Source organism: Bartonella sp. LB28NMGDW (assembly GCF_042194435.1).
GTDB classification, from domain to species: Bacteria; Pseudomonadota; Alphaproteobacteria; order Rhizobiales; family Rhizobiaceae; genus Bartonella; species Bartonella grahamii.
Genome location: NZ_JBHIMX010000006.1, coordinates 101,215 through 124,147 on the forward strand (window position 1 = coordinate 101,215; position 22,933 = coordinate 124,147).

18 protein-coding genes and 1 tRNA gene are annotated in these 22,933 nt (G+C 35.0%); 8 read left to right on the forward strand and 11 right to left on the reverse strand.

Features of this window, described 5'->3' with window-relative positions; genetic code table 11:
• Nucleotides 1-144 precede the first annotated feature (144 nt).
• The 4 genes from ACFIKG_RS05290 to ACFIKG_RS05305 form a co-directional block, all read right to left on the reverse strand.
• Complete coding sequence (locus ACFIKG_RS05290) at nucleotides 145-327, reverse strand: hypothetical protein (protein ID WP_375626159.1); 183 nt, start codon at nucleotides 325-327, stop codon at nucleotides 145-147.
• A gap of 52 nt (nucleotides 328-379) precedes the next feature.
• Nucleotides 380-691 carry a hypothetical protein gene (locus tag ACFIKG_RS05295; RefSeq protein WP_375626160.1) on the reverse strand — a complete coding sequence of 104 codons (312 nt, stop codon included), beginning with the start codon at nucleotides 689-691 and terminating at the stop codon, nucleotides 380-382.
• A gap of 309 nt (nucleotides 692-1,000) precedes the next feature.
• Nucleotides 1,001-1,249: a hypothetical protein gene (locus tag ACFIKG_RS05300; protein ID WP_375626162.1), complete on the reverse strand. Its 249-nt coding sequence runs from the start codon at nucleotides 1,247-1,249 to the stop codon at nucleotides 1,001-1,003.
• 21 nt (nucleotides 1,250-1,270) lie between these two features.
• The gene (locus ACFIKG_RS05305; RefSeq protein WP_375626164.1) at nucleotides 1,271-1,396 is read right to left on the reverse strand and encodes a hypothetical protein; all 126 of its coding nucleotides are present in this window, start codon (nucleotides 1,394-1,396) and stop codon (nucleotides 1,271-1,273) included.
• A gap of 613 nt (nucleotides 1,397-2,009) precedes the next feature.
• Between ACFIKG_RS05305 and ACFIKG_RS05310 the strand changes: the two genes are divergently transcribed.
• Complete coding sequence (locus ACFIKG_RS05310) at nucleotides 2,010-2,324, forward strand: helix-turn-helix domain-containing protein (RefSeq protein ID WP_007347852.1); 315 nt, start codon at nucleotides 2,010-2,012, stop codon at nucleotides 2,322-2,324.
• On the opposite strand, the gene ACFIKG_RS05315 is transcribed toward ACFIKG_RS05310, so the two are convergent.
• Together ACFIKG_RS05315 and ACFIKG_RS05320 are read right to left on the reverse strand one after the other, a co-directional pair.
• On the reverse strand, nucleotides 2,248-2,430 hold the full coding sequence (locus ACFIKG_RS05315) for a hypothetical protein (RefSeq protein WP_015856659.1): 183 nt from the start codon (nucleotides 2,428-2,430) through the stop codon (nucleotides 2,248-2,250). The two genes, ACFIKG_RS05310 and ACFIKG_RS05315, sit on opposite strands and share 77 nt — an antisense overlap.
• A gap of 1,684 nt (nucleotides 2,431-4,114) precedes the next feature.
• Nucleotides 4,115-4,191: transfer RNA gene (locus tag ACFIKG_RS05320), tRNA-Ile, on the reverse strand.
• Nucleotides 4,192-4,363: 172 nt separating this feature from the next.
• On the opposite strand from ACFIKG_RS05320, the gene ACFIKG_RS05325 reads away from it, so the two are divergent.
• Entirely contained in the window at nucleotides 4,364-5,107 is a 744-nt protein-coding gene (locus tag ACFIKG_RS05325; protein ID WP_375651875.1) for an SIMPL domain-containing protein, read from the forward strand.
• A gap of 28 nt (nucleotides 5,108-5,135) precedes the next feature.
• On the opposite strand, the gene ACFIKG_RS05330 is transcribed toward ACFIKG_RS05325, so the two are convergent.
• The 3 genes from ACFIKG_RS05330 to dnaG form a co-directional block, all read right to left on the reverse strand.
• Nucleotides 5,136-5,597, reverse strand: coding sequence for a YcgN family cysteine cluster protein (locus ACFIKG_RS05330; protein WP_375651876.1), 462 nt, complete (start codon nucleotides 5,595-5,597; stop codon nucleotides 5,136-5,138).
• 591 nt (nucleotides 5,598-6,188) lie between these two features.
• The gene (gene rpoD / locus ACFIKG_RS05335; protein ID WP_273788086.1) at nucleotides 6,189-8,204 is read right to left on the reverse strand and encodes an RNA polymerase sigma factor RpoD; all 2,016 of its coding nucleotides are present in this window, start codon (nucleotides 8,202-8,204) and stop codon (nucleotides 6,189-6,191) included.
• Between the two features lie 389 nt (nucleotides 8,205-8,593).
• Nucleotides 8,594-10,531: a DNA primase gene (gene dnaG / locus ACFIKG_RS05340; RefSeq protein WP_375651877.1), complete on the reverse strand. Its 1,938-nt coding sequence runs from the start codon at nucleotides 10,529-10,531 to the stop codon at nucleotides 8,594-8,596.
• A 135-nt stretch (nucleotides 10,532-10,666) separates the two neighbouring features.
• On the opposite strand from dnaG, the gene ACFIKG_RS05345 reads away from it, so the two are divergent.
• The 4 genes from ACFIKG_RS05345 to ubiC all read left to right on the forward strand — a co-directional run bounded on the left by ACFIKG_RS05345 (nucleotide 10,667) and on the right by ubiC (nucleotide 16,349).
• Nucleotides 10,667-11,884, forward strand: a complete 1,218-nt coding sequence (locus tag ACFIKG_RS05345; protein WP_375651878.1) for a mechanosensitive ion channel family protein — start codon at nucleotides 10,667-10,669, stop codon at nucleotides 11,882-11,884.
• 70 nt (nucleotides 11,885-11,954) lie between these two features.
• Nucleotides 11,955-13,646, forward strand: coding sequence for a Na/Pi cotransporter family protein (locus ACFIKG_RS05350; protein WP_375627032.1), 1,692 nt, complete (start codon nucleotides 11,955-11,957; stop codon nucleotides 13,644-13,646).
• A gap of 866 nt (nucleotides 13,647-14,512) precedes the next feature.
• Nucleotides 14,513-14,764 (forward strand): GlsB/YeaQ/YmgE family stress response membrane protein, encoded by a 252-nt coding sequence (locus ACFIKG_RS05355; RefSeq protein WP_375626175.1) that lies wholly within the window; start codon nucleotides 14,513-14,515, stop codon nucleotides 14,762-14,764.
• 1,078 nt (nucleotides 14,765-15,842) lie between these two features.
• Nucleotides 15,843-16,349 carry a chorismate lyase gene (ubiC, locus tag ACFIKG_RS05360; RefSeq protein WP_375651879.1) on the forward strand — a complete coding sequence of 169 codons (507 nt, stop codon included), beginning with the start codon at nucleotides 15,843-15,845 and terminating at the stop codon, nucleotides 16,347-16,349.
• Between the two features lie 681 nt (nucleotides 16,350-17,030).
• Here ubiC and ACFIKG_RS05365 read toward each other — a convergent pair.
• Nucleotides 17,031-17,483, reverse strand: a complete 453-nt coding sequence (locus tag ACFIKG_RS05365) for a GatB/YqeY domain-containing protein (protein ID WP_375626178.1) — start codon at nucleotides 17,481-17,483, stop codon at nucleotides 17,031-17,033.
• A 258-nt stretch (nucleotides 17,484-17,741) separates the two neighbouring features.
• Here ACFIKG_RS05365 and carA point away from each other — a divergent pair, with 258 nt between their 5' ends.
• Entirely contained in the window at nucleotides 17,742-18,938 is a 1,197-nt protein-coding gene (gene carA / locus ACFIKG_RS05370; protein ID WP_375626180.1) for a glutamine-hydrolyzing carbamoyl-phosphate synthase small subunit, read from the forward strand.
• Nucleotides 18,939-19,430: 492 nt separating this feature from the next.
• Here the strand turns inward: carA and ACFIKG_RS05375 are convergent, their stop codons facing one another.
• The gene (locus ACFIKG_RS05375; RefSeq protein ID WP_375626181.1) at nucleotides 19,431-20,651 is read right to left on the reverse strand and encodes an MFS transporter; all 1,221 of its coding nucleotides are present in this window, start codon (nucleotides 20,649-20,651) and stop codon (nucleotides 19,431-19,433) included.
• Between the two features lie 754 nt (nucleotides 20,652-21,405).
• Here ACFIKG_RS05375 and ACFIKG_RS05380 point away from each other — a divergent pair.
• Entirely contained in the window at nucleotides 21,406-22,242 is an 837-nt protein-coding gene (locus ACFIKG_RS05380) for a DUF1460 domain-containing protein (protein WP_375651880.1), read from the forward strand.
• The last annotated feature ends 691 nt before the right edge of the window (nucleotides 22,243-22,933 follow it).

The following is a 22,933-nucleotide window of genomic DNA, read 5'->3' on the forward strand; positions in this document are numbered from 1 at the left end:
TCATAAAAAGCAAATATCTCTTTCTTTCTATTACCATGCAATTTTTTAGACATATTAGCTGAAACTATCGTCGCATTTATATCTTATATCTAAAAGGAACGTGCAAAATTGTTTCAAGCATAATGGATTGTATAGACGCGCTTTTTAATAACCAGCATACCTATAAACTGGTTTATCATCATAAACTCTTATTTTATAATCAAAGACGCTCTGTCTTATAAACTTAAATGTTTTCATAAAATCAGAGTAAACTTGAATATTCTCTTTCAATACAATCCCTCCATCAGCATCATAATTGGCTTCATTAAAGTTTATCTCTCTCGTCATTCCAATCTTCCTAACACATTTCCAAGCCCTTTAATGCAAAATATAAATACAATCACTCTTTATCATCTTCAGATTTAAGCATTTTTTGATATTTCTTTTCATTTTTTTCATATTGTTTAATTTGTTTTTTCAGTTTTTCAATTGCTTGGTCACGTCTTTTAATCACCATACTTTGCTCTCTAATAGCTCTATCTCGTTCTTCAGTCATCTTCATAGAATCTCTTAAAAACTCATGCTTTATTCTTCTAGATTCCTCTTTTAAAATTTTCACTTGACTGCGATAATATAAAGAAAACCGAAATATAACCCCACTGCACAACAAAACAACAACCATTGCTCCCAATAAAATTTCGTTTACACTCATTTGGATCTCCCTTAATTGTCGCTCAAGTGATCATCTTGACCAATTTGTTTCATCCTCAATCAAAAAAAGAATGCAATAAACCGCATGTTCCAAGTGTGAACAATCACTCTCGGCATTCTTATTTTCTCCATTAAAGCCATTGATAAATGACGCAAAAAAAATCCCTGAAAGCGGCTAAATCTACACGCTTACACCAATTATTTGCGACACATTTATTGACACAAAAAACAAAAAATAAGGAACGTCAAATAAAACTAACGACGCAACGCAATCGTACAAGCCTTGCCCAAATCGTTCCTATCTTCCTTTTTACGCCATGGGGAATGCGGCTATATATGAAAGTTCTTCATTATTACAAAAATCATCAGTGTCACAAAGCACAGCATTTCTGTAAAATTTTGCCTTCCCAAAAATCTTTACATCACCATAAATTAAAGCATCACTATAAACTCGAGCCTTTCTATAATCACGAGTATCACCATAAAATTCAATACATTGAGCATTCAAAACTTGATCAAAAAAGACCGCATTAACGTAAACATATGCATCTCCACTCATATTCGAATAACTATAAAGTTCTTATCTTTCATAAACATGCAAACTCTTACGAACGACTACACAACCATATGTTAATGCATTGTTATCAATAACAATATCATTGTAAACACAGACTTCATTATAAACCGCAGCATCATAAAAACACACTCACCCCCATAAGGGCATTAATCGAATGTACCCCCCCTCCCAAACAACCACTTTTGTGACTCAGATTACCTTCCTGTTTAATAAAATATCCAAGATCACTTTTTTGATATTTCCCAATTTTTTTAACGCATATATACGATATACCATCTGATAGTGATCTAATTTATTACAATAGAGGAGAAATCAGTATTCTTTGCCTATGAATTTACATTTTTTCTACAGCCATTATCCTATCTCTTAAGGCTCTAAAGCTTCGTTATACTCACACACCACCTCAACGCAGAATTTTTTTTTACAAATTCTGATGTTGGGGTATATCTTGATTTATAATGCTGCTACGTATACTATCACAGTGAAATCTCATAAACATACGAGTGTGTATCGCCGTTTCCGGTATACACATTTACTTCTTCACAACCGTGGAACTAAGCAACCATTTTTTATTGATTCGAATCTGAAAGTGTATGGGGACATTTTGTTATTAGTTAAAAACAACTCTATATGCTTCATTAGCGAAGAGCTACACATGGATATTTTCACGCTCCTTGTATCATATATTCTGGATTCGCAGCGCAATATTAACGCTATAGCGTAAATATGTAAAGGTCTAAAAATGACAAAGACTGAAAAAGATTGGTTCCAACGCTTAGTTGAATTGATTAAAAGTGACGGACGAACAATGATTGAAATAAGCAGAGCTGCAGGCTGTGGACAAAATTACGTCCAACAAATGATAAATGGAGGAAAGAGGCCTTCAGTAGATAAACTCATGGCTATTTTGAACACACTGGGAAATGCTAGTGCCATATATGTAATAACTGGTTTCAACATCTCCGATGAAGACTTAAAACTCATAACTTTGATTTCGTCTGGAGATAAAAAGAAGATTGAAGCCTTAAATGTTCTGTTGAATGAGCAGAATCTGTAGAATTTTCTACTCTATCCAATATCGCTTGCTTTTGAGACGTCGACAAAGACTCCCATTTCACAATAATATCAGATAAAGTTGTTTCAAATTTTTTATCATTCTTCATAGTCATACTCCATGTAGTCAAACTATATAACGCTAAAGCGTTTAAATATATCTCATACCTTAGAAAAAAATATTTGCAATAGGCAGTATGGAAGCAATTGTGTACAAACTTATTTTACAAAATCAGATGAAGTTCTATTAGTCATGTACCATGGTGAAACAGAAAGCATCACACGATCCAGATCTTCTTATGAAAATTGGTATGATCTATCAAAAATGCGAATAATGTTACGCATATCTTGTGATTCGGACCAATAACAAACTAATGTGAAAATATCCCTAAAGACACTCCTGAACTCTATATAAGAGAACACGAAAAAACTTTTTGAAAAAAAATATATCACAATTTTATTCTACATAGCACCATCTATGTTTTTTAAACAATATTGCAAAGCAAGAATATAACAATGTTATAGGAATAAATTCTTATAAACAGAGCCACACTACCTAAAACTCTGTAACACGTTTATAGGTAACCTCCCCTCTAAACGCACCTTGTAAATACTAATATAAGTCTCTACCATAAGCAAAAATGATACTATTAAAAAATAAAACGAATCACCACGCATACTCTTTGCACGTAAATTGTATTGCAGATTTACAACAAGAGAGAAATTCCCTTATGTAAATGAAGAATTATATTTTCAAAGTATGATTTTGAAGAAAAGTATACTTTTCCAAAAAAAATTACCCTCTCTGCCAATAATTTTTCATAAGAGAGAAAACTCTCTACACAATCAATACGAGAAAAATATTAGCAATACCAAAAAGTGCTAGCTTTACCGAAATATTGCCAATCCCTTATGAGAGTAAAATCAAAAAAGACTTCTGCTCTTCAATAATAATTTGGATTACATGAAAACTCTATAATTTGAGCATTAAGCGAAAAATACACAAAAACAGGAAATGGCATTTTAACGAATTTTCCAATATCATAGAAAACATTTCTTACAGAATAATAAAATTCCTATTACAATAAAATCTAGATAATGCAAAGCGATAGAAACAATCGCTCAATTGACTTTTCAAAGAACGATTGATGAAATTCTTTTCAGAGAACACGCCACCGTCATTATGAACAATATTTCTCAAAAATCAAATAGAACGCCTCTCTTGGGAAAAAGAAAATATCAACAAATGCTATCATCGTTGCCCCCATGATATATGTGAACACCTATGGATCACATTCTCTTATATACAACCTTTCATCACGATAATGCTATTCGAACGTCTAAAAGACATTAACATCACCCAGAAAAAAGCAAATTTACCCTAAATGTTTTTTGAGCCATTTGTTCTAAAAAAGTACAATCTTTAAAATTGGTCTTATTGGGATCTGTTTATTTGCAGAACAAGCATAAATAAACTTATTCAATGAAGCTTTTAGCCTTCTATTTTATGAAAAACATCATACAGAAAAAGTACAAAACAGTATATGAATTAAGAAAGTAAATAGCGCCACATATTAGTTAATCCAAATGCTACAATGTTTAAAATGAGAGCACTTCTTTAATGAGACTAAAAAACATACCATCACTTTATATTAAAGCGACTGATAGAAAAAAACAGCAACAAACAATGACAAAGGATTTTAGAACAAACAGGAAAATAAATAAAAAACGAAAAAGGTAGAATCCCAAAATTTTTATATAAGCGACCCATTTTTCTATTGGCCATTTCCCTATTGGTGGGCCCGGAGGGACTCGAACCCCCAACCAAGCGGTTATGAGCCGCTGGCTCTAACCAATTGAGCTACAGGCCCCATATATAGGTTGTTTCTCTCTAAACTAAAATGCCCTATGATACAAGAGCTGACAAAGATTATAACCCATCTTTTTCTCTTTTCTATTGGTTTTTTTTTCAGTGCCCTAATTTCTTTACAAGAACTCTTAAAAATGAGAGAATAGTTAACTGACAAATATAAAGGTATAGATATGATAGAAAAGAAAATTCAACCACTGAAGGGTTCTCTGGTTAAAGCAGTTATATTAGCATTTACACTCTTAGCCACATCGTTGACTGTACGTGCTTATGCTGAAGAAAATAAAATGAAAAATGCAACGATTACAGTGACTGCAATCGGAGAAAGTCAAGCTGCACCGGATATGGCAATTATTAATCTAGCCGTTGTTACCTATGACAAAACTGCCCAAAAGGCATTAGCTTCCAATAATCAATCCATCAATGATATTATACAAGCTTTTAAAAACAATGGCATCCAAGCAAATGATTTGCAAACATCAGGTTTATCCATTTATCAGTCGACTTCTGATAAACACCACGAAAAAAAGAATAATGAAAAACTCTATCATGTTTCAAATTCTTTAACCGTGCGCATTCGTGATCTTACCAATGCTGGTAAAATCTTTGATCAAGCGATGACTCTAGGTGTTAATTCAGTTAACGGCATTACTTTTACCAACGCAGATACAAAGCCATTTTATCAAGAAGCACGTAAAAAAGCCATTACTGAAGCCATTGAAAAAGCGCAAACGATAGCGCAAGCAGCAAATTTAAAATTAGGAAAAATTATTGAAATCAATGAAAAGGATGATTACTACCACCCAACACCACGTCTCATGAGTAGAGCAGCAGATGCAAGCTACGCAAATACAAATTTTGCAGCTGGTGAATTAAATTATAATGTGAGCGTCACTGTCGTCTTTGCGATCGATTAAATCACCAACTGTTGTATAAAAAATCATATTACTGGCCTTTACATAGAAGACCAGTAATGTGATGAAGATAATCTTCCTCAGATAATAATTCGTCTTCGTAAACCTCTATCTGTCCGCGTGCAGAAATATGCGCTGTATGTACTGTCTGGCAATCTCCTGATACCAATGGATGCCACCAATGAAGATCTTTTCCCTCATAAATTAATCTATAAGCACAACTTTCTGGAAGCCAGCGCGCTGTTTTAACTGTTGTAATGTCTAGCGATATACAATCTGGTACAATTGATTTACGATGAGCATAATCTCGACAACTACAAGTTTCCCCATCTAAAAGACGACAAGCAATACTGGTTGCATAAAGGTCACCCGTATCATCGTCCTCAACTTTATGGAGACAACAACGGCCACAGCCATCACAAAGGCTCTCCCACTCAGAAATGGAAATCTCTTCTAATTTTTTTACTTTCCAAAAGGGAAGCTCTCCACTCATAAACTCAGACACACCTTTTTTAATTAAGACGATCTATAAAAATGAAACGTTTAATTTCTATAATTTCATCTATTTCTGTCTCTTAAAAAGATTCAACTCAATGTATGCTTTAAACCGTTTTCTTAAAATCTATCTGAATAAAAAGAAAATATTCAAAAAATAGAGCATATAAATGAACATAATCTATTGAAACATTCCTTTATAAACTGACGAAGAATAAAATGCGTCACCTAAAATGATAAAAAAATTCCGCAACGAATACACATTTCTCATCAAAAAGTCCGTATGTTGCAATATAAGTTTATTCTTAATAGATCCTATTTCTTAAGAAACAAGCCGCTACACACAAGATAATGTTTTTCGTTCATTTTTTCAAATGACTACCACACCGGTCTTTGCCCTACATCTGTTATTTTCAGAAAAAGAAATACAAAATTCAAAAGCTAAGAAAAACATTAAACATCGTAAACTTTCTGGATTATTCAAATTCTTCCCATATTTTCTCAAAAAAGCATCCAAGTACAATGTGACACACCTCCCCTTCATTAAGAAGAAAGAGAGATTTATTAAAATGCACACGAATTTCTTTATTTAAGAATCGAGAAAACTGCGCAATTTTCGTGAACGGCTAGGATGTTTTAATTTACGAAGTGCCTTTGCTTCAATCTGACGAATACGCTCTCTTGTAACTGAAAATTGTTGTCCTACTTCTTCCAACGTGTGATCTGTATTCATCCCTATTCCAAAACGCATCCGCAAAACACGTTCTTCCCGCGGTGTTAATGAAGCAAGAACGCGTGTTGTCGTATCTCGCAGATTAGCTTGGATAGCTGCATCAATTGGTAATAACGCATTCCTATCCTCAATAAAATCACCCAAATGGGAATCATCTTCATCACCAACGGGCGTTTCGAGTGAAATGGGTTCTTTTGCAATTTTAAGAACTTTTCGTACTTTTTCTAACGGCATAGAAAGCTTGCTAGATAATTCTTCTGGTGTTGGTTCTCGTCCAATTTCATGGAGAATCTGACGCGATGTACGAACGATTTTATTAATTGTTTCAATCATATGAACAGGGATACGAATAGTACGCGCCTGATCAGCAATTGAACGTGTAATCGCCTGACGAATCCACCATGTTGCATAAGTTGAAAACTTGTAGCCGCGCCGATATTCAAACTTATCCACAGCCTTCATCAAACCGATATTGCCTTCTTGAATAAGATCAAGAAACTGCAAACCACGATTAGTGTATTTTTTTGCAATTGAAATGACAAGACGCAAATTAGATTCTACCATCTCTTTTTTCGCAATTGTTGATTCGCGTTCACCTTTCTGCACCTGCATAACAATCCGACGAAATTCACCAATCGAAATAGCCGTTTCTTGCGCAAGATTTTGTATCTCACTTCGCAGTTTTTGGATTTCTTTTGCTTCCCGCATCGAAAATTCTTTCCAACCAGGTGTAGGCAAAGCAGCAATATAATTCATCCAATCTGCGTCCAATTCACGCCCTTGGTATTCTTTTAAAAAATCCTCATGGCCAATACCATAGCTGTTGGCAATCCGTTTCAGCTTACCTTCATTATGAATCAATCTCTTATTGATGTCATAAAGCTGTTCAACCAAAGCCTCGATACGATTTTGGTTTAAAGAAAGAGATTTTACTGCTTGAATCAACTCACCCTTTAATTGAATATATTTCTTTTTCTGAGAAGATGTAAGGGCCCCCTCTTTACGCTCTGCCAAACTGCTTTCAACATGCTGATCTTGTAATTTTCGTAATTTCACATAGGTTTGAGCAATAAAATCCAATGTTTCCATAACTTGAGGACAAAGTTCATTTTCCATTGCAGCAAGCGATAAGTTAACATCGTCATCGTCTTCTTCATCATCGTCTTCAATGTTTCTCTCTCCTGCGCTCTCCCCCATATTACGTATACCAGAAGACATTTTTTCTTCTTCTGTCTTATTCACTTCACTTCGCTCAATAACAGGAGCCTGCTTTGCTTCTGGACCAGCATAAGTCGTTTCAAGATCAATAATTTCACGAAGAAGAATACGCTGTTCTTTTAACTCGTCACGCCATATAATAAGAGCCTGAAAAGTTAAAGGACTCTCACAAAGTCCCGCAATCATTGTCTCACGCCCTGCTTCAATACGCTTAGCAATAGCAATTTCACCTTCCCGTGAAAGAAGCTCAACAGCTCCCATTTCACGCAAATACATACGCACCGGATCATCCGTACGATCTGTTACTTCGCGTTTATTCGTTGTCGTTGCAATTGCGTGGCTAGAGGCTTCTACTAAATCACCACCCTCTACTGTAACTTCTTCTTCATAATTTTCAGACTCAACTTCATCCTCATCATCCACAACATTAACCCCCATCTCAGAGAACATCGCCAAGATATCTTCAATTTGTTCGGATGTAACCTCGTCAGAAGGAAGAACAGCATTGAGTTCATCCATTGTTACGTAACCATTTTTTTTGGCAAGTTTAATCATTTTCTTGATGGCATCATCAGAAAAATCAAGAAGAGGACCATCCAAACTTGCTTGGCTTGTTACTTCTGCATTATCTTTCTGTTTAACCTTTGTTGCCATACCATAACTCCACTCGACCACTTCACAGTTTCCATGTAACCATAGTTTCCATGTGACCAGTTTTTTTGCTCTCACTAAAATCTACCAATAGTTTCTCATATATACTTCCTTTTAAGAGATTACTATTGGAAAGAATACATTTTGTATACGCCTTAACATCCAGACAAACTTGACATCCAGACAAAAACGCGGGAAAACTCCAGAAGTTTCCCCGACACCTCTCAGCCCTTCTGAGATAATCTCTGTACCCTATCGTAAGAACCAATTTCCCGCTTTTCCTAAAATTTACCCGCTTTTCCTAAAATTTAATTGCCATCTTTATGAAAATGTCACTCCCATAAACTTCCTCATCTAAAATTTAAGTGACTGATTCGCATTAAAAAAGCGAATCATTTTATCGTATCTTGTGTATTCCCGTCTATTTTTTCATCCAACCAACTTCCAAACCCTTCAATTAACGCTTCTGTTGCCTGCATCTGCTCCAGCTCATTTTTTACCTCACGAAGCAGATCAAAAACCTCACTCTTAGGATTTTCTACAAGTTGCTCTTTAATATCCTGTAATCTCTTATGTAGGTGGTGTTCTTGAAGATGCAAGTAGACAGCTTGTTTTAATATCGCACGTGCATCCTCTATAGAAGCTCTACCAAAAATAATATGCATACCAATATTTTGCACAAGATGTTTCATACGCTCTAACAGAGCCTTTTGCCCTCTTTTTTCTAAGAGCGCAACCATCGTCTCCTTATCATGAAGCTGTTGATTCCCAAGAATTTCCAACATAGCTTGATGAAAGCACATCAATTGAGTATTTTTTAATTCTAACTCAGAAAGATTTTCAAAATTTTCATACCACAACTCAGGATAGTAAGCTAAAGTGAGTAAAATCACTGCTTCTCGCAAAGGAATAGATTGCGAAGAATTTCGTACTATTTCAGAATTTGCTAACAGAGAAAAGGATTGATCTTTAAAGATCCTATTTGGTGAAGATTGATCATATCGCCCTTCCCCCCTTTTTTTCGAAAAAGAGGGACGAAAAAAATCAAAAAGGCGTTTTTTTACATCTTGCAAATAATAACGACGGACATCTTCATCCTTAATCGTAAAAATTTGTTGTTTTAGTTGTTTTTCTAGCGCTGCTCGTGTCTCTGGAGTTTCAAAATGCTTTCCATAGGTAGCACGCCACCATAAAAGCTCACTCAAAGGAATTTCTTTTTGCAAAAAAGAAGAAAAAAGTTGTGCTCCACCAGCACAAACAATTTCATCAGGATCTTTTCCTTGTGGCAACAAAACAAAGCGTACACAAACCCCAGCCTTTAAAAGAGGCAACACACGATCAGCAACACGAAAAGCAGCGTTTAAACCAGCAGCATCACCATCAAAACACAAAATGGGCTCCTTCCCCATCTGCCATAAAAGCTCAATTTGCGCTTCCGTTAATGCTGTCCCTAAGGGTGCTACGACTCCTTCAAAACCAGCTTTAGTCAATGCAATGACATCCATATACCCCTCAACAACAAGGAGTGAATGATTTTTTTCATCGCCAACAAAGCGACTGTTTTTGCGAGCCGCTACCGCGTTATAAAGTATATTTCCTTTATGAAACAGCACTGTTTCAGGGCTATTGAGATATTTTGCTCGTGTCTCTGTCTCTAATGCACGCCCTCCGAAAGCCACCACACGTCCGCGCAAATCTTCGATAGGAAACATAATACGATTTCTAAATCGGTCATAAGAATCCGCACTCCCCTCATGCACTGTGAGAAGTCCACATTCTTCCATTTGCTTTATTGAAATGCCCCGTGCACTCAAAGCTTCTTTCAAAGCTGTACGCCTTACCGGTGCAAAACCAATGCGGAAACGCTCTACGAGCTCTGGTGTCACACCACGTGCATCCAGATAACGACGTGCTTGCACACCCCCTTTATCACGTAAATTATATTGAAAAAAATCTGTAGCAATTTTCATCACATCATAAAGCTCAGCTTTTTCCAGTTGACGTTTATGACTTTGTGAATCCCAAATAGGGAGTTTCATTCCCGCAAAATCAGCCAAACGCTCTACACTTTCTGAAAAGTGCAATCCATCAAGCTCACACAAAAAGGTAAAAATATCTCCACTTACACCACAACCAAAACAATAATAGCGCCCTTTATGATCATCACAATGAAAACTTGGCGTTTTTTCACCATGAAATGGACAACAACACCAAAAGTCTCCCCGTGAAGGCTTACTTTTTCGAGGATCAAAATCCACCCGTTGACCAATCACTGTTGAAATTGGGAGTCTCGTACGCAGTTCATTAAGGAAATCGGGCGGGAAACGCATTATCTCTCACAAAGTTTGAAAATTCTTTTTTGCATATTTAACGACTTTAGAGCATAATTCCAATACTTCCTCTTAAGCAGTTGTAAAATTTTAAACTCTTAACTGCATATAATTTCAGAAATGGAGAGTAGAAAAGTGATCGAATTTATTGTTCAATATCCGTGGTTAGAGGCTATTTCTTGGCTTGTTATTCTTACTATATTTGCCCTTTTAGTCAACTTTCTAGGACGAAAATTACTTATTCACGGAGCAAAAAAACTCTCTTCTTTTCTCCCCCAAAATACAACGGTGGATATTAATAATGCTATTCAATACATAGCGGATATCATTTCAGCCTTTATTATTTCAGTTGGTGTTAATTTTATACCAACATTGCCCAATGCATTCAGTACTGTCATCGGTAATGTTGCTAACGCCTTCATTATCTTTTTTGTTGTTCTGACAATTTCTGCCTGTCTGAATGTCATTAATATCCTCTACGAACAACGACCAACAGCACGGTTAAAACCAATAAAAGGTTATATTCAAATTGCTAAAATTGCACTTTTTGCTGTTGCGACAGTTTTAATGGTCGCTACATTGATTGACCGCTCCCCTCTTATTCTCTTCTCCGGTCTTGGTGCAATGGCCGCGGTTCTCATGTTAATTTTTCAAGATACGCTTCTTTCTCTCGTTGCCGGTATTCAAATTTCATCCACTGATATGGTTCGCGTTGGTGATTGGATTGAAATCCCCAATCTCGGCGCCGATGGTGATGTTATTGAAATTGCCCTGCATACTGTTAAAGTTCAAAATTTCGACAACACCATCACCTCAGTTCCTATCCGTAAACTTGTAACCGACCCTTTTAAAAATTGGCGTGGAATGCAAGAATCGGGTGGAAGACGCATCAAACGCTCCCTTTTTATTGATCAATCAAGTATCCATTTTCTCACAGAAGAAGAACAAAAATATCTTTCCCGATTTAATTTATTAGAAAATTATTTCACACAAAAAGTAGCAGAAATTGACCAATGGAACGCTCAATTAGATAAAAATCATGATGTCTTAGCCAATACGCGCCGTTTAACCAACATTGGAACTTTTCGTGCTTATGTTTTTGCTTATCTACAACAGCATATAAACATCAACCCTAATATGACCTTTATGGCACGGCAATTACCTCCTACAGAAAATGGTTTACCATTGGAAATTTATTGCTTTACGAACACCACCGTTTGGATAGACTACGAACAAATTCAAGGTGATATTTTTGATCACCTTTATTCCATTCTTCCTTGTTTTGGTCTAAAGGTTTTTCAAAATCCAAGCGGTTATGATTTTAATCAAGTATTAAAAGCAAAAGTGAAATAAAAACGATAAACTTTAATTTATCAATTTTGAGGCAAACATACTCATAACAACAGAGAAAGAATAAAGTATCATGAATGGTTCATTGGTACTCCTTCATCTTGCCGGCGCTATTTCTTTACTTCTCTGGGCCACACGCATGGTGCGCACAGGAATTGAACGCGCCTATGGTGACAGACTTAAATATAAAATGTGCCACGTCATTTCAAAACCATTGTTTGCGGTAAGTTTTGGGCTTTTTACAGCAATGATTTTACAAAGCTCTACAGCAATAACGCTCCTTGTTGGTTCTTTCGTTGAATCTGGTTTTGTCTCTGGAGTAGCGGGACTTATGGCTGTACGCGGAGGAGAATTAGGATCAGCAATCGTTGTTAAAATTCTCACCTATGATCTCACACTTGTTGTGCCCCTTTGTCTTTTAATTGGCACTTGTATCTTCATGACAACAGAAAAACGTGAGTGGCGTCAAATAGGACGTATTGTCATCGGTATTGGTCTTTTGATTTTATCTTTAGAGATGATAAGTACAGCGACAGAACCTTTACGTGAAAGCGAAATTTTGCCTAGCATCATTCGTTATCTTTCAACCGATCCTGTTTCCACTTTTTTGTTGGCTGCTGGCTTAACCTACCTCTTACATTCATCTATTGCAGGAATCATTTTGCTGGTCAATTTTGCCAACTACGATCTTATCCATACGCAACTCTGTGTTGTCATGGTTCTTGGTGTCAACTTTGGCTCTTCTCTTATAGCACCACTTTTAACGCGCAACGCCTCTCCTAATACCCGCCTCGTTCCCTTAGGAAACTTACTCATGCGTGGGGCCGGTTCAATCCTTGTACTTATCTTATTTCTCTCCTTTCGCCCTCCCATCACATGGCTTGGCAATAACGCCCCTACTCAAGTGATCAACGCCCACATTATTTTTAATGTTTTCATTCTCCTTGCTGGAATACCGCTTTCAAAATGGGTTTTAAAATTAACCACTCAAATTGTTCATATAAGTGCAAAAAAAACGCAAACCGACAAAACGCTCAATTTATCGGATCAAACAGCTCTTGATGACAGTGTGCTTGAACGCCCCTCTCTCGCTCTCTCGAATGTCATGCGTGAAGTCATTCATATTTGTGATCTTGTGGACATCATGCTAGAAAAAATCATGGGACTTTATGAAAGTCCTGATCCCAATATTATTCGTGAACTTAACCAACTCAACACCATATTGGACAAAAAACATATCGCCATCAAACTTTATCTTGCACGATTAGCGGGACAAAAATTATCTGACGAAGAAGCTCTTCAAACGCAAGAACTTCTAGGCGCCTGTATAAAATTAGACCAAGCAGGCGATATCATTATTCATAATATGCTGATGCTGGTTAAAAAGAAACAACAAAAAGGTTTACAGTTCAGCAGTGAGGGCTGGAATGATCTCCTTCGTTTCCACGCCATTGTACTAGCCAACGCGCATATAGCATTTAACGTTCTCGTCTCACGCGATACACACACTGCACACCTATTGGTACAAAAAAAAGATCAACTACGAAACTTAGAAAAAGAGATGAGTTTAAAACATTTTAAACGTTTGCGTGAAGGGGATCTCAAAAATGTAGAATCATCCAGTCTTCATCTCGACACTGTCCGCGACCTTAAACAAATCAACTCTCTTTTGACCTCAATGATCTACCCCATTTTAGAAGAACAGGGACTTCTTCAAAGTTCTCGCCTACGCAACCCTGCTGAAGAACAAACAGAAAAACCTTAAACTTTTAAATAACTTGAATAAGAAATACATCACATCGATTACTCGATTTGGAATATGGTCAAGATATTGATTTAATCAAAATATTTTATTATTTGACAATTTAAATGAGTTTTCTGCATCGTAAATTTCTTTCATTTAAAATCTATTCATGATGAATTACTCAAAGTCATTTGCTTGCACATTATAAACAAAGCAGCATGTAGAATAGAATTCTTGAAGAAAGACGTAAAAATGCCTAATCATCTCAAAGCCAAGACTGTTAAACACATAAAGAGAAAGTCAAGAGTATGATGGTTCCAACCTAAACTCGCCTTGTAAAAAGGAACTGCCCCGCAGTAGCAGCAAAAACAGAAATACTCTATAAGGAATGCAAAACCCCACAAAAATGCAACGTTTATATCAAGATTGGTAGAGGCTCAACCTATACAGCCATTCTATAACGTGTCAACAAAACAGTTTTAATTTCATTTCAAACATCATTGATATCAATTGGCAAGCTCCAGACTTTTAAATGTCCATTTTACTTATTGCTTTAATCACAAATCACAATTGCTTTTTAAACTTAAGAGAGAGATTAAAAAGCTTATAAATAAACTTTATGATTTCTTAAAACATTTTCACTAATATTTTCTTCTTTTATTCATGTTTCTCAAATAATTAATTTATTTATAAATTAAAATGTGATATATACTCATGCTTGTTAAGTATTGTTATTATATAAATGTGAATGTTATTTAAATATAAAGGAAAATAATAAGTAAAATTTCTAACAAAAATATCCTTTCCACTGGATAAAAAAGGGATAAATCTTGATTTTTATAAAGTTTACTCTAGTTACAATTTAAGTTCAGGCAAAGGAGGGTATCATGGAAGATGCAAACATCGGTTGGATTGCAGCTATTATTATCGGCGGAATTGCAGGTTGGGCTGCCCAGTATATTATGAAAAGCCAAACAGGAATATTGTTAAATATTATCTTAGGGATTATTGGCGCTGCGCTAGCAAGCTTTCTTTTTAGTCTTTTAGGTGTAAGTTTTGCTGGTTGGCTTGGCTATCTTATTTCAGGTTTTATAGGAGCCTGCATTCTTATATGGGTAGGACAAAAAATTCGATCATAGAGCGTTTATTTTTTTTACACCTTTTGGGATTTAATAAAAAACTGGGAAACAACTAGAAAAGTTTGAAATATTTCCCTGGAGCTCGTTGTCACCAGTTTTGATATGATGGTGAGATGCTTAAGCTGCGATTTTGGGTATACACCATCACCGTATTTTAAAACGAAATGCAGTAAAGATCTTTATAACGCACCATTTCATACCTATATAAAGTTACGCATATCAGGAAAGATATGTTGCGTTATTTTAACGAAATACGAACTTATTTTCGTACCGTACGCGCAAATCTAGCTCATCTCACTGTAATAACAATCCGTAAGGTTACAAAAATCACTAACGATGATTAAAGATTCTACCGCATAGCACTTAACGCCTATACACTTCATCAACAATACCTTTTTACCGAAAAACTCGAAGAGCTCTTTTGCGTTCTTAAGAAATAAACAGAGAAGGTAAGCAAAAAATGATAAAGAGATTTTTTCTAATCTATGAAATAAAATAGATATATTATAAATACATATTAATATAAATTTATTATAAAAGACTAAACACTCTTTAATATGAAGTAATTTATTACAATTTCAATAATATAATCTATTTTTAAGTTTTCAAAAATATATGCCTTACTATAAAATTATTGACTATAAAGAATACGATCTCCTTTACATCTCAATTCAAAAGGGTTGAATATCTCTTCACTTTCTAAAGTATAAAATAAAGTTTTATTTCTCTTTAAATTTTCTCTTTATATCATCTTACATAGATGACTTTTTATATGCGTTACAAACGAATTTTAAAGCACAAAACATTTTTCCCATTGCTCATGCGATAAAGAAATTTCCCTAACGCATTGTGAAAGCGCCTTGGATAAAACATAATACCTTATTTTGCTTTTTTAATGAAAATAATCCTATAATATATAATTCCCGCATATCTTCTTTTAAAGACCTTTTCTTTCGACTTTCCCTTTGATATCTTCCTGTTAAAATCTTGCTGCTTTTATACTCCTTGTATTACAATAGAGCTATCTACTTAACCCAACATAACATATGGAATAAGACTTTAGCTGTGGAGTAAAACGATGTCTGATCTTCAAGATTCCATCTTACCGCCTCTAAAGTGGCTCTCTAATCAAAATCCTCCAATACCAGAAAACATTCGCAATTGGCTCATGGAATCTGCCTCTATGACGCTTCGATTAAAGAAATATTGTACCTGCCTCCAAATTCAACCACAACGCGAATGTTTTATTACGCGAGATAAATTAACAGACGAAGCAGAGCATCTCCCCGAAAGTGCGCGTTATTGGCTACGTGAAATCATATTGATGGGAGATAATAAACCTTGGCTCCTTGGACGCACTGTAATTCCACAAGAAACCCTCCTACACAATCAAGCCTTGATGCATTTGGGAACTGTACCTCTAGGACATTATTTATTTAACCATGACCAATTAACCCGCGATTACATTCATATTGGTCAACAAGATGTGCTATGGGCACGCCGTTCCCGTTTGCGGTTAACGGGTAAGCCATTGTTGCTAACTGAACTATTTTTAACAGATTCACCGCTGTATCCCCACCAATAAAGGTTACTCATTTTATTCTGCATAATTTATAGATTTTATATAGCTTATAAGGGATTTAATCAGAGAAAAGAATTTCAAAATCATCTCAAAACACATTACAAACAAAGAGTTATTTTCAAAATATCTTTTCATTTCATCAACTCAGCTTAAAAATGTCTTCTATAGAAAAAATGTTTAACGTTCTAATTTTCTTATCATTAAAACCAGCGCTTGAATTAAGAAGATATACATCATATTGATAAATATCATCTACATTTAAATTTCTTGCCGAATAATCAGCACTCTAAAAAATACGGCAACTCTTTATCAAAAAAATGCTTTGAAACAGCAAAAAAGACAACAACACACTCCCCAAAATTGGAAATCTGTATCAATTAGCTTAATCATCCTATTTTAAAATTTTTAATAGTGCAGACAATAGATCTTTTTTTTAAAAGTAGAAACTCTATAATTTTTTTGTTTTGTTAATGATCTAACAGCTTTGAAGAACAGTAAAATATAATACATAAAAGATGTTTTTATTGCTCTATGAGCTCCAAAAAAGATTCGTTTATTTCAAAAAAATATTTTTTTGATAATAGTATGTATGTAAAAGATAAATGACATTTATCAACATCCTACTGACTTACAAAGGCGAAGCACAATAAAAAATATTTTCCAATCCCCTTGAATTAATAAGATCTATTGCAATTTTTTACGAAGACTATTGCACACTTTAGAAAAATTCATTTGCCCTGCATACCGTTCCTTAAGCCATGCCATCACCTTACCGATATCGCGTAATTTTTCAGCTTTTGTTTGTACCAAAGCTTCACAAAGGACCTGTTCTACTTCCATCTCCTTAAGTTGATAGGGAAGAAACTCACGAATAACTTCTATTTCTGCTTGTCCTCTCTCTGCCAATTCCAAGCAACCAGACTCTTTATGGACTCGCATCAATTCTTCACGCTGTTGAAGCATTTTAGTGAAAACAGACTGTATCTGCTGATCATCCACTTCTAACTTCCCTTGATCATAATAAAGAATATCACGATCCCTAACTGCAGCATTCATTAAACGGAGTGTAGCAAGACGCGCACTATCTTGCGCTTTCAAAGCAGCCCTAAGAGCCCCATCAATCTGGTTACGCAACATAAATTTATCCAATTTTGTTCAAGAAGAAAGCGCCTTTTAACCAATCTTTATCCATCTTGCAATGGAGGATAAAAAAATAATTAAGGACTCGATCTTCGAAAAGCTAAAACAAGACTTTACCTCTTCATGGAATGTACTTATACTGCCTATTTCAAGCGAAACATTACCAGAATAATATACACAGCATCTGTTAAAGGTATGATTTTTGTGTAAAGTTGATCATTATACCTTTCAGAGAATAAATTGTGGATACATACTATGATACAAACGACTTCACCCAGCCACCCTTGGAGTATCAAAAAACCTACAGCCCTCTTAGTCTTAGCTGATGGAACCGTTATTGAAGGCAAAGGAGCAGGTGCTACAGGTATTGCTGAAGCTGAAGTGTGTTTTAACACCGCCATCACAGGCTATGAAGAAATCCTCACAGACCCGTCATACACACAACAAATCGTTAATTTTACTTTTCCTCATATAGGAAATGTAGGGGCAAATAGTGAAGATATTGAAGCTCTCTCTCCTCTCGATTGTCATGGTGCTGTTGGCGCTATTTTCAAGGCAGACATTACACATCCCTCAAATTATCGTGCCAATGAAAATCTTCATCAATGGCTTAAAACGCATAAAATTATTGCACTTTGTGGTATTGATACACGTGCGCTCACAATTCTTATTCGTGAAAAAGGTGCGCAAAATGCTGTCATTGCACATGATTCTAATGGAAATTTTGATATTCCTTCTTTAAAGAAACGTGCGCAAAAATGGCACGGTCTCGTCAATCTTGACCTTACGAAAGATGTGACATCTCAATCATCAATGCAATGGGATGAAAAACCATGGAGCTGGAACAAAGGATACAGTACAAATAATGTGCATAATCTTCATATCATTGCAATTGACTATGGTATTAAACGCAATATTCTTCGCCTTATGGCAACACAAAAAGCACGCATTACTGTTGTGCCTGCCCACACAACTGCAAAAGAAATTCTAGCAATGAACCCTGATGGAGTTTTTCTTTCTAATGGACCAGGGGACCCCGCAGCTACGGCTCAATATGCCGTTCCAACGATCAAAACATTAATTGATCATAATTTACCAATTTTTGGAATATGTCTTGGTCACCAACTTCTCGCTCTTACGGTTGGTGCAAAAACCGTGAAAATGCACCAAGGACATCATGGTGCCAACCACCCAGTTAAAGACCTCAACACTGGAAAAGTTGAGATTGTATCGATGAATCACGGTTTCGCCGTAGATTCTGCCTCTTTACCACAACATGTACAAGAAACACATATTTCTCTCTTTGATGGTTCAAACTGTGGTATTCGAATCATTGGAAAACCAGTTTTTTCTGTTCAATATCACCCCGAAGCTTCTCCTGGACCACAAGATAGCCACTACCTCTTTCAGCATTTCTGTGATCTCATTATGAATTATAAAAAAATATCTTAAAATAAAATATCTCACTTTCTAGCTTCTCTCCTTTAAATTATATCATCTTCCCATACACAACTATATTATTTGTATACCTACAACTTATTGAATAAGTGTTATTATTTATCATTTTGCAACTAAGATGAGAGCACTGAATAACTTGAATTTTTCTCATGACCTCTCCTCTTAGAATTGTATTCATCAAAATCATTGGCTTCCCCCTAAGCAAGATAAGTGTGTCGATAAAAACCATTTTTAAAAAGAGTAAAGTGCCTCAAATAAGTATTGGATTCACAATACAATTCTAAGCATTCTATTTTGCATGAGAAGCGTAATTCCTATTAAAGAATAAAAAAAATTATTTGCACTAAATGAGAAGAATGTATCGATATTCTATACAACACTTTGTGAAACAAATATCACAAAAAACTTTCTGCCTATAAAATGATACATTTTGTTTATCTTGTGCATTCTCTAGCAAAATAGTACGTACCAGCCCCTCTCAAAAAATTAACGTACCCGCAAGGCAAAAATAACTGTTGCAACGACAAGAAGAAAAAAGCCTCCAACAAAAGGGGCACCAGAAAAATAAAACTGTGCATTTTTATCTGTAAAACATTCAAAAAGAAACACATAAAAAACAGAACCAAATATTAAACTTAACGAAATAACAGATGTCATCGCTCCTTGCAGTTCTCCTTGTACATTTGTTGGCACCTGCGCTGAAGCAATAGCACGTATAGGTGCATGAACAAGATATTCAAGCATTGTACACGCACAAACCATATAAACCATCCACCCCTGCGTTGCGAATGTATAGCCTAGCATAGCAACGGAGGCAAACAAAAGCCCCACTATAACAATATGCCAATCACTCCATCGTTTAGAAAAATAAGGCAAAATGAGAGCGACTACAATAAATTGGCCTATCCCAAAAACACTATAGGAGAGCCCAATAGAAAAAGAACTCCAATCATAGCGTTCTTTTGCAATGAAAGCCCAAATACTTAACCATACAGATTCCGCAAACCAATAAAGAAAAAAGACCAATAACACCCAAAGAACCATCGGATATTGTTTCAGGTGCCAAAAAGCACCTAAGGGATTTGCCCGCTTAATATCAAAAAAGCGCCTATTCCACAGAGAAAGAGTTTCTGGAAGCATAAGCCAAGCAAAAATAAAATTAATGAGTGAAAAACCAGCAGCAAAATAAAACGGTATACGCGGACCAAACTGACCTAAAAAACCACCAATAAACGATCCTAAAATAAACCCCAATGCGGATGCAACGCCTAACAGACCAAAATTGCGTGTACGGGTTTTATCATCGGATATATCCGCAAGATAAGCTGTACAAGTTGCAAAACTAGCACCACTCATCCCTGACAAAAGACGCCCGATAAATAACATAGAATAACTCCATGCTATGGCACATATGAGATTATCAAGAGCAAAGCAGATAATAGAGAGCAGCAAAATAGGACGACGACCATAACGATCAGAGAGATTGCCAATAACAGGAGCAAACAAAAACTGCATCACTGAATAAGCTGCAAGTAATTTTCCTCTTTCTACAAAAGATGTACTGACATCTTTTCCAGTTAATTGAGAAAAATATTCAGGCAAAACAGGACAAATAATCGCAATGCCAAGAATATCTAACAATAAAGTGATGAACACTAAAACGAGCCCACGCTGAACAAAATTCGGATTGAGCATTTGGTCTTGCATAACATACACACTATTTTACGCATACAATTACTCCCCCGCTATCTTTTTACTCCCTTTTCCTTTTAAAAGTATTCTATACCATATACTTGTCATATATAAAATAATAGCAAAGTAAAAATTTAAGTAAGAGTCAAGATAAAAATATAAAATTACGTTTTAATTAGTATATCATTGTCAAAGCATAAAAATATTTTTTTGCATTATACGAATAAAATATTTGTGCGACCAACTCATAAACAAAATTTCATGAAACACAGAGCATTTCCAATAGTTTTAGAGACATTATGATGAATTTTATCAGACATCATTTCCCCTTCTCATACCACCGTTTTCAGGAATCTCAATTCCATTTGATACGTTAGATATCCTATAGCAATTGAAACCTTTTAAAAGATAAGCTCTTAAAGAATTTTCTTACCCTCAGAATGTGCTATAAGATTAAAGCAGCATCACCCAAATAGCTTAACAATGCAAAAAGCTCATCATATTTTTAAAAGTATTTATCTGACAATCATTTTATTTAAAAAATAAGTATATTATAGAGAAATATTCTTTAATTCTATAATCTTAGAAACTATTCATATCGCTTGCAATTTGTGTAACCTTAAAAACCATGATTATATCTTTATATTCATTGATGCTCTTAATGATTATATGCTACTGTTAAATCTAATAATGATCGTGATACGCATTTAAAAATAGCACTTTTAGAAATAGTTAGTCATGAATTGTTAATGCAAAAATGGTGTATAGAATGCGAAAAATATCTCTATTAGTTCTCATTTTAATATTGGTAACAGGATATGATGTTCAGGATTCTGATTCACAAGAGAGTATTTTAGGAAATAAAATAAAAACACAACAAACAAACAACATAAAACTAGATCCTTATACTCTAAATAAACTAAATGCTCTTCTCAAAAAACGTTCAGAAACAAATTATCAGGAAAAAGAGACACTAATTGACTTTCTTTCTGAAGCTTTTTTAGGGACACCTTACCAAGCAAATATGTTACATGGCTCAGAAAAGACACCAGAAAAACTGATTATTGATTTTAGAGGCTTAGATTGCTTCACTTATCTGGATTATGTTGAAGCATTACGCAAATCAACATCCCAAACAGAATTCATAAATAACGTCATAAAAACGCGTTATATTAACGGTAATATTCATTTTTTAAATCGCAAACATTTTTTTACAGACTGGGCTTATAGAGAATATAAACTCGCCACTGATATTACCGCTGAAATAAGTCCCCATGCGGTAAAAATAGAAAAATATCTCAACAAAAAAGCTGATGGTGAAAACTATCTACCTGGGTTGCCAGTTGTGAAACGCACGATAACGTATATCCCAAGTAACTTTATTAATGAGGAGGTTGTAGGTCGTTTACAGTCTGGTGATTTTATTGGTATTAATACGAAACTTGCTGGATTGGATGTAACACATGTGGGCTTCTTTATCATGACAGATAAAGGGCCAATGTTAAGAAATGCTTCTTCACGAAAAGAAAACGAAAAAGTCGTTGATTCTCCTTTTATGGATTATGTTGCAAAAACACCAGGAATCATTGTTTTAAGAGCTCTTTAATAACATCATAGTGATATGAAATATCTTCTCTATTCTTAAAATATATACTGTAGTTATTCAGGTAAACATCTAACTTCGTTCAAGCTATACGGATACAATATATTTTTACAGTTTTTAGAGAAAAAGTCGTTTTGATCTAACTTTGTTTACAGGTATGTAAAAAATCACGGATTTGTGATCACTTTTACTGGTTGAACAATAAAGACAGGCAAAACTCTATTTTAGTATCACGCTTTCCTTTTATATTCTCAACCAAGAATTATCTATAGATTATCACTAATCTGATCTTTACGAATATAGCGCAAAAGACATAGATAAACGTTTGTAAAAATAAGTAAAAGTAACGCCAGATATGTTTTTTTTATCTCATAAAGTATTTTATAAAAATTCGATCTATCTCTCTAATTTATTGCGTATAAATTTTTGACCTTATAGCATTATTTTCCTCATAAAGTCTTTGCGTTTTCTTGTTGTCTATACATTAAAATAACCCTGATGTAGCAGCATATTTATGATTAGAATGCACCAGTACTGTACGCGTCATTGTAAAATTTTTGATGCTAGATTGAAATGAAAATATGAAGGCATCAATTAAAAACCAGTATCTATCTTTAGCATCATTCTTTAATGTGTCCCCTATCCTTCATGCAATAAAGAACATTTAAAACAGAACACATTTTATCGGTAAAAC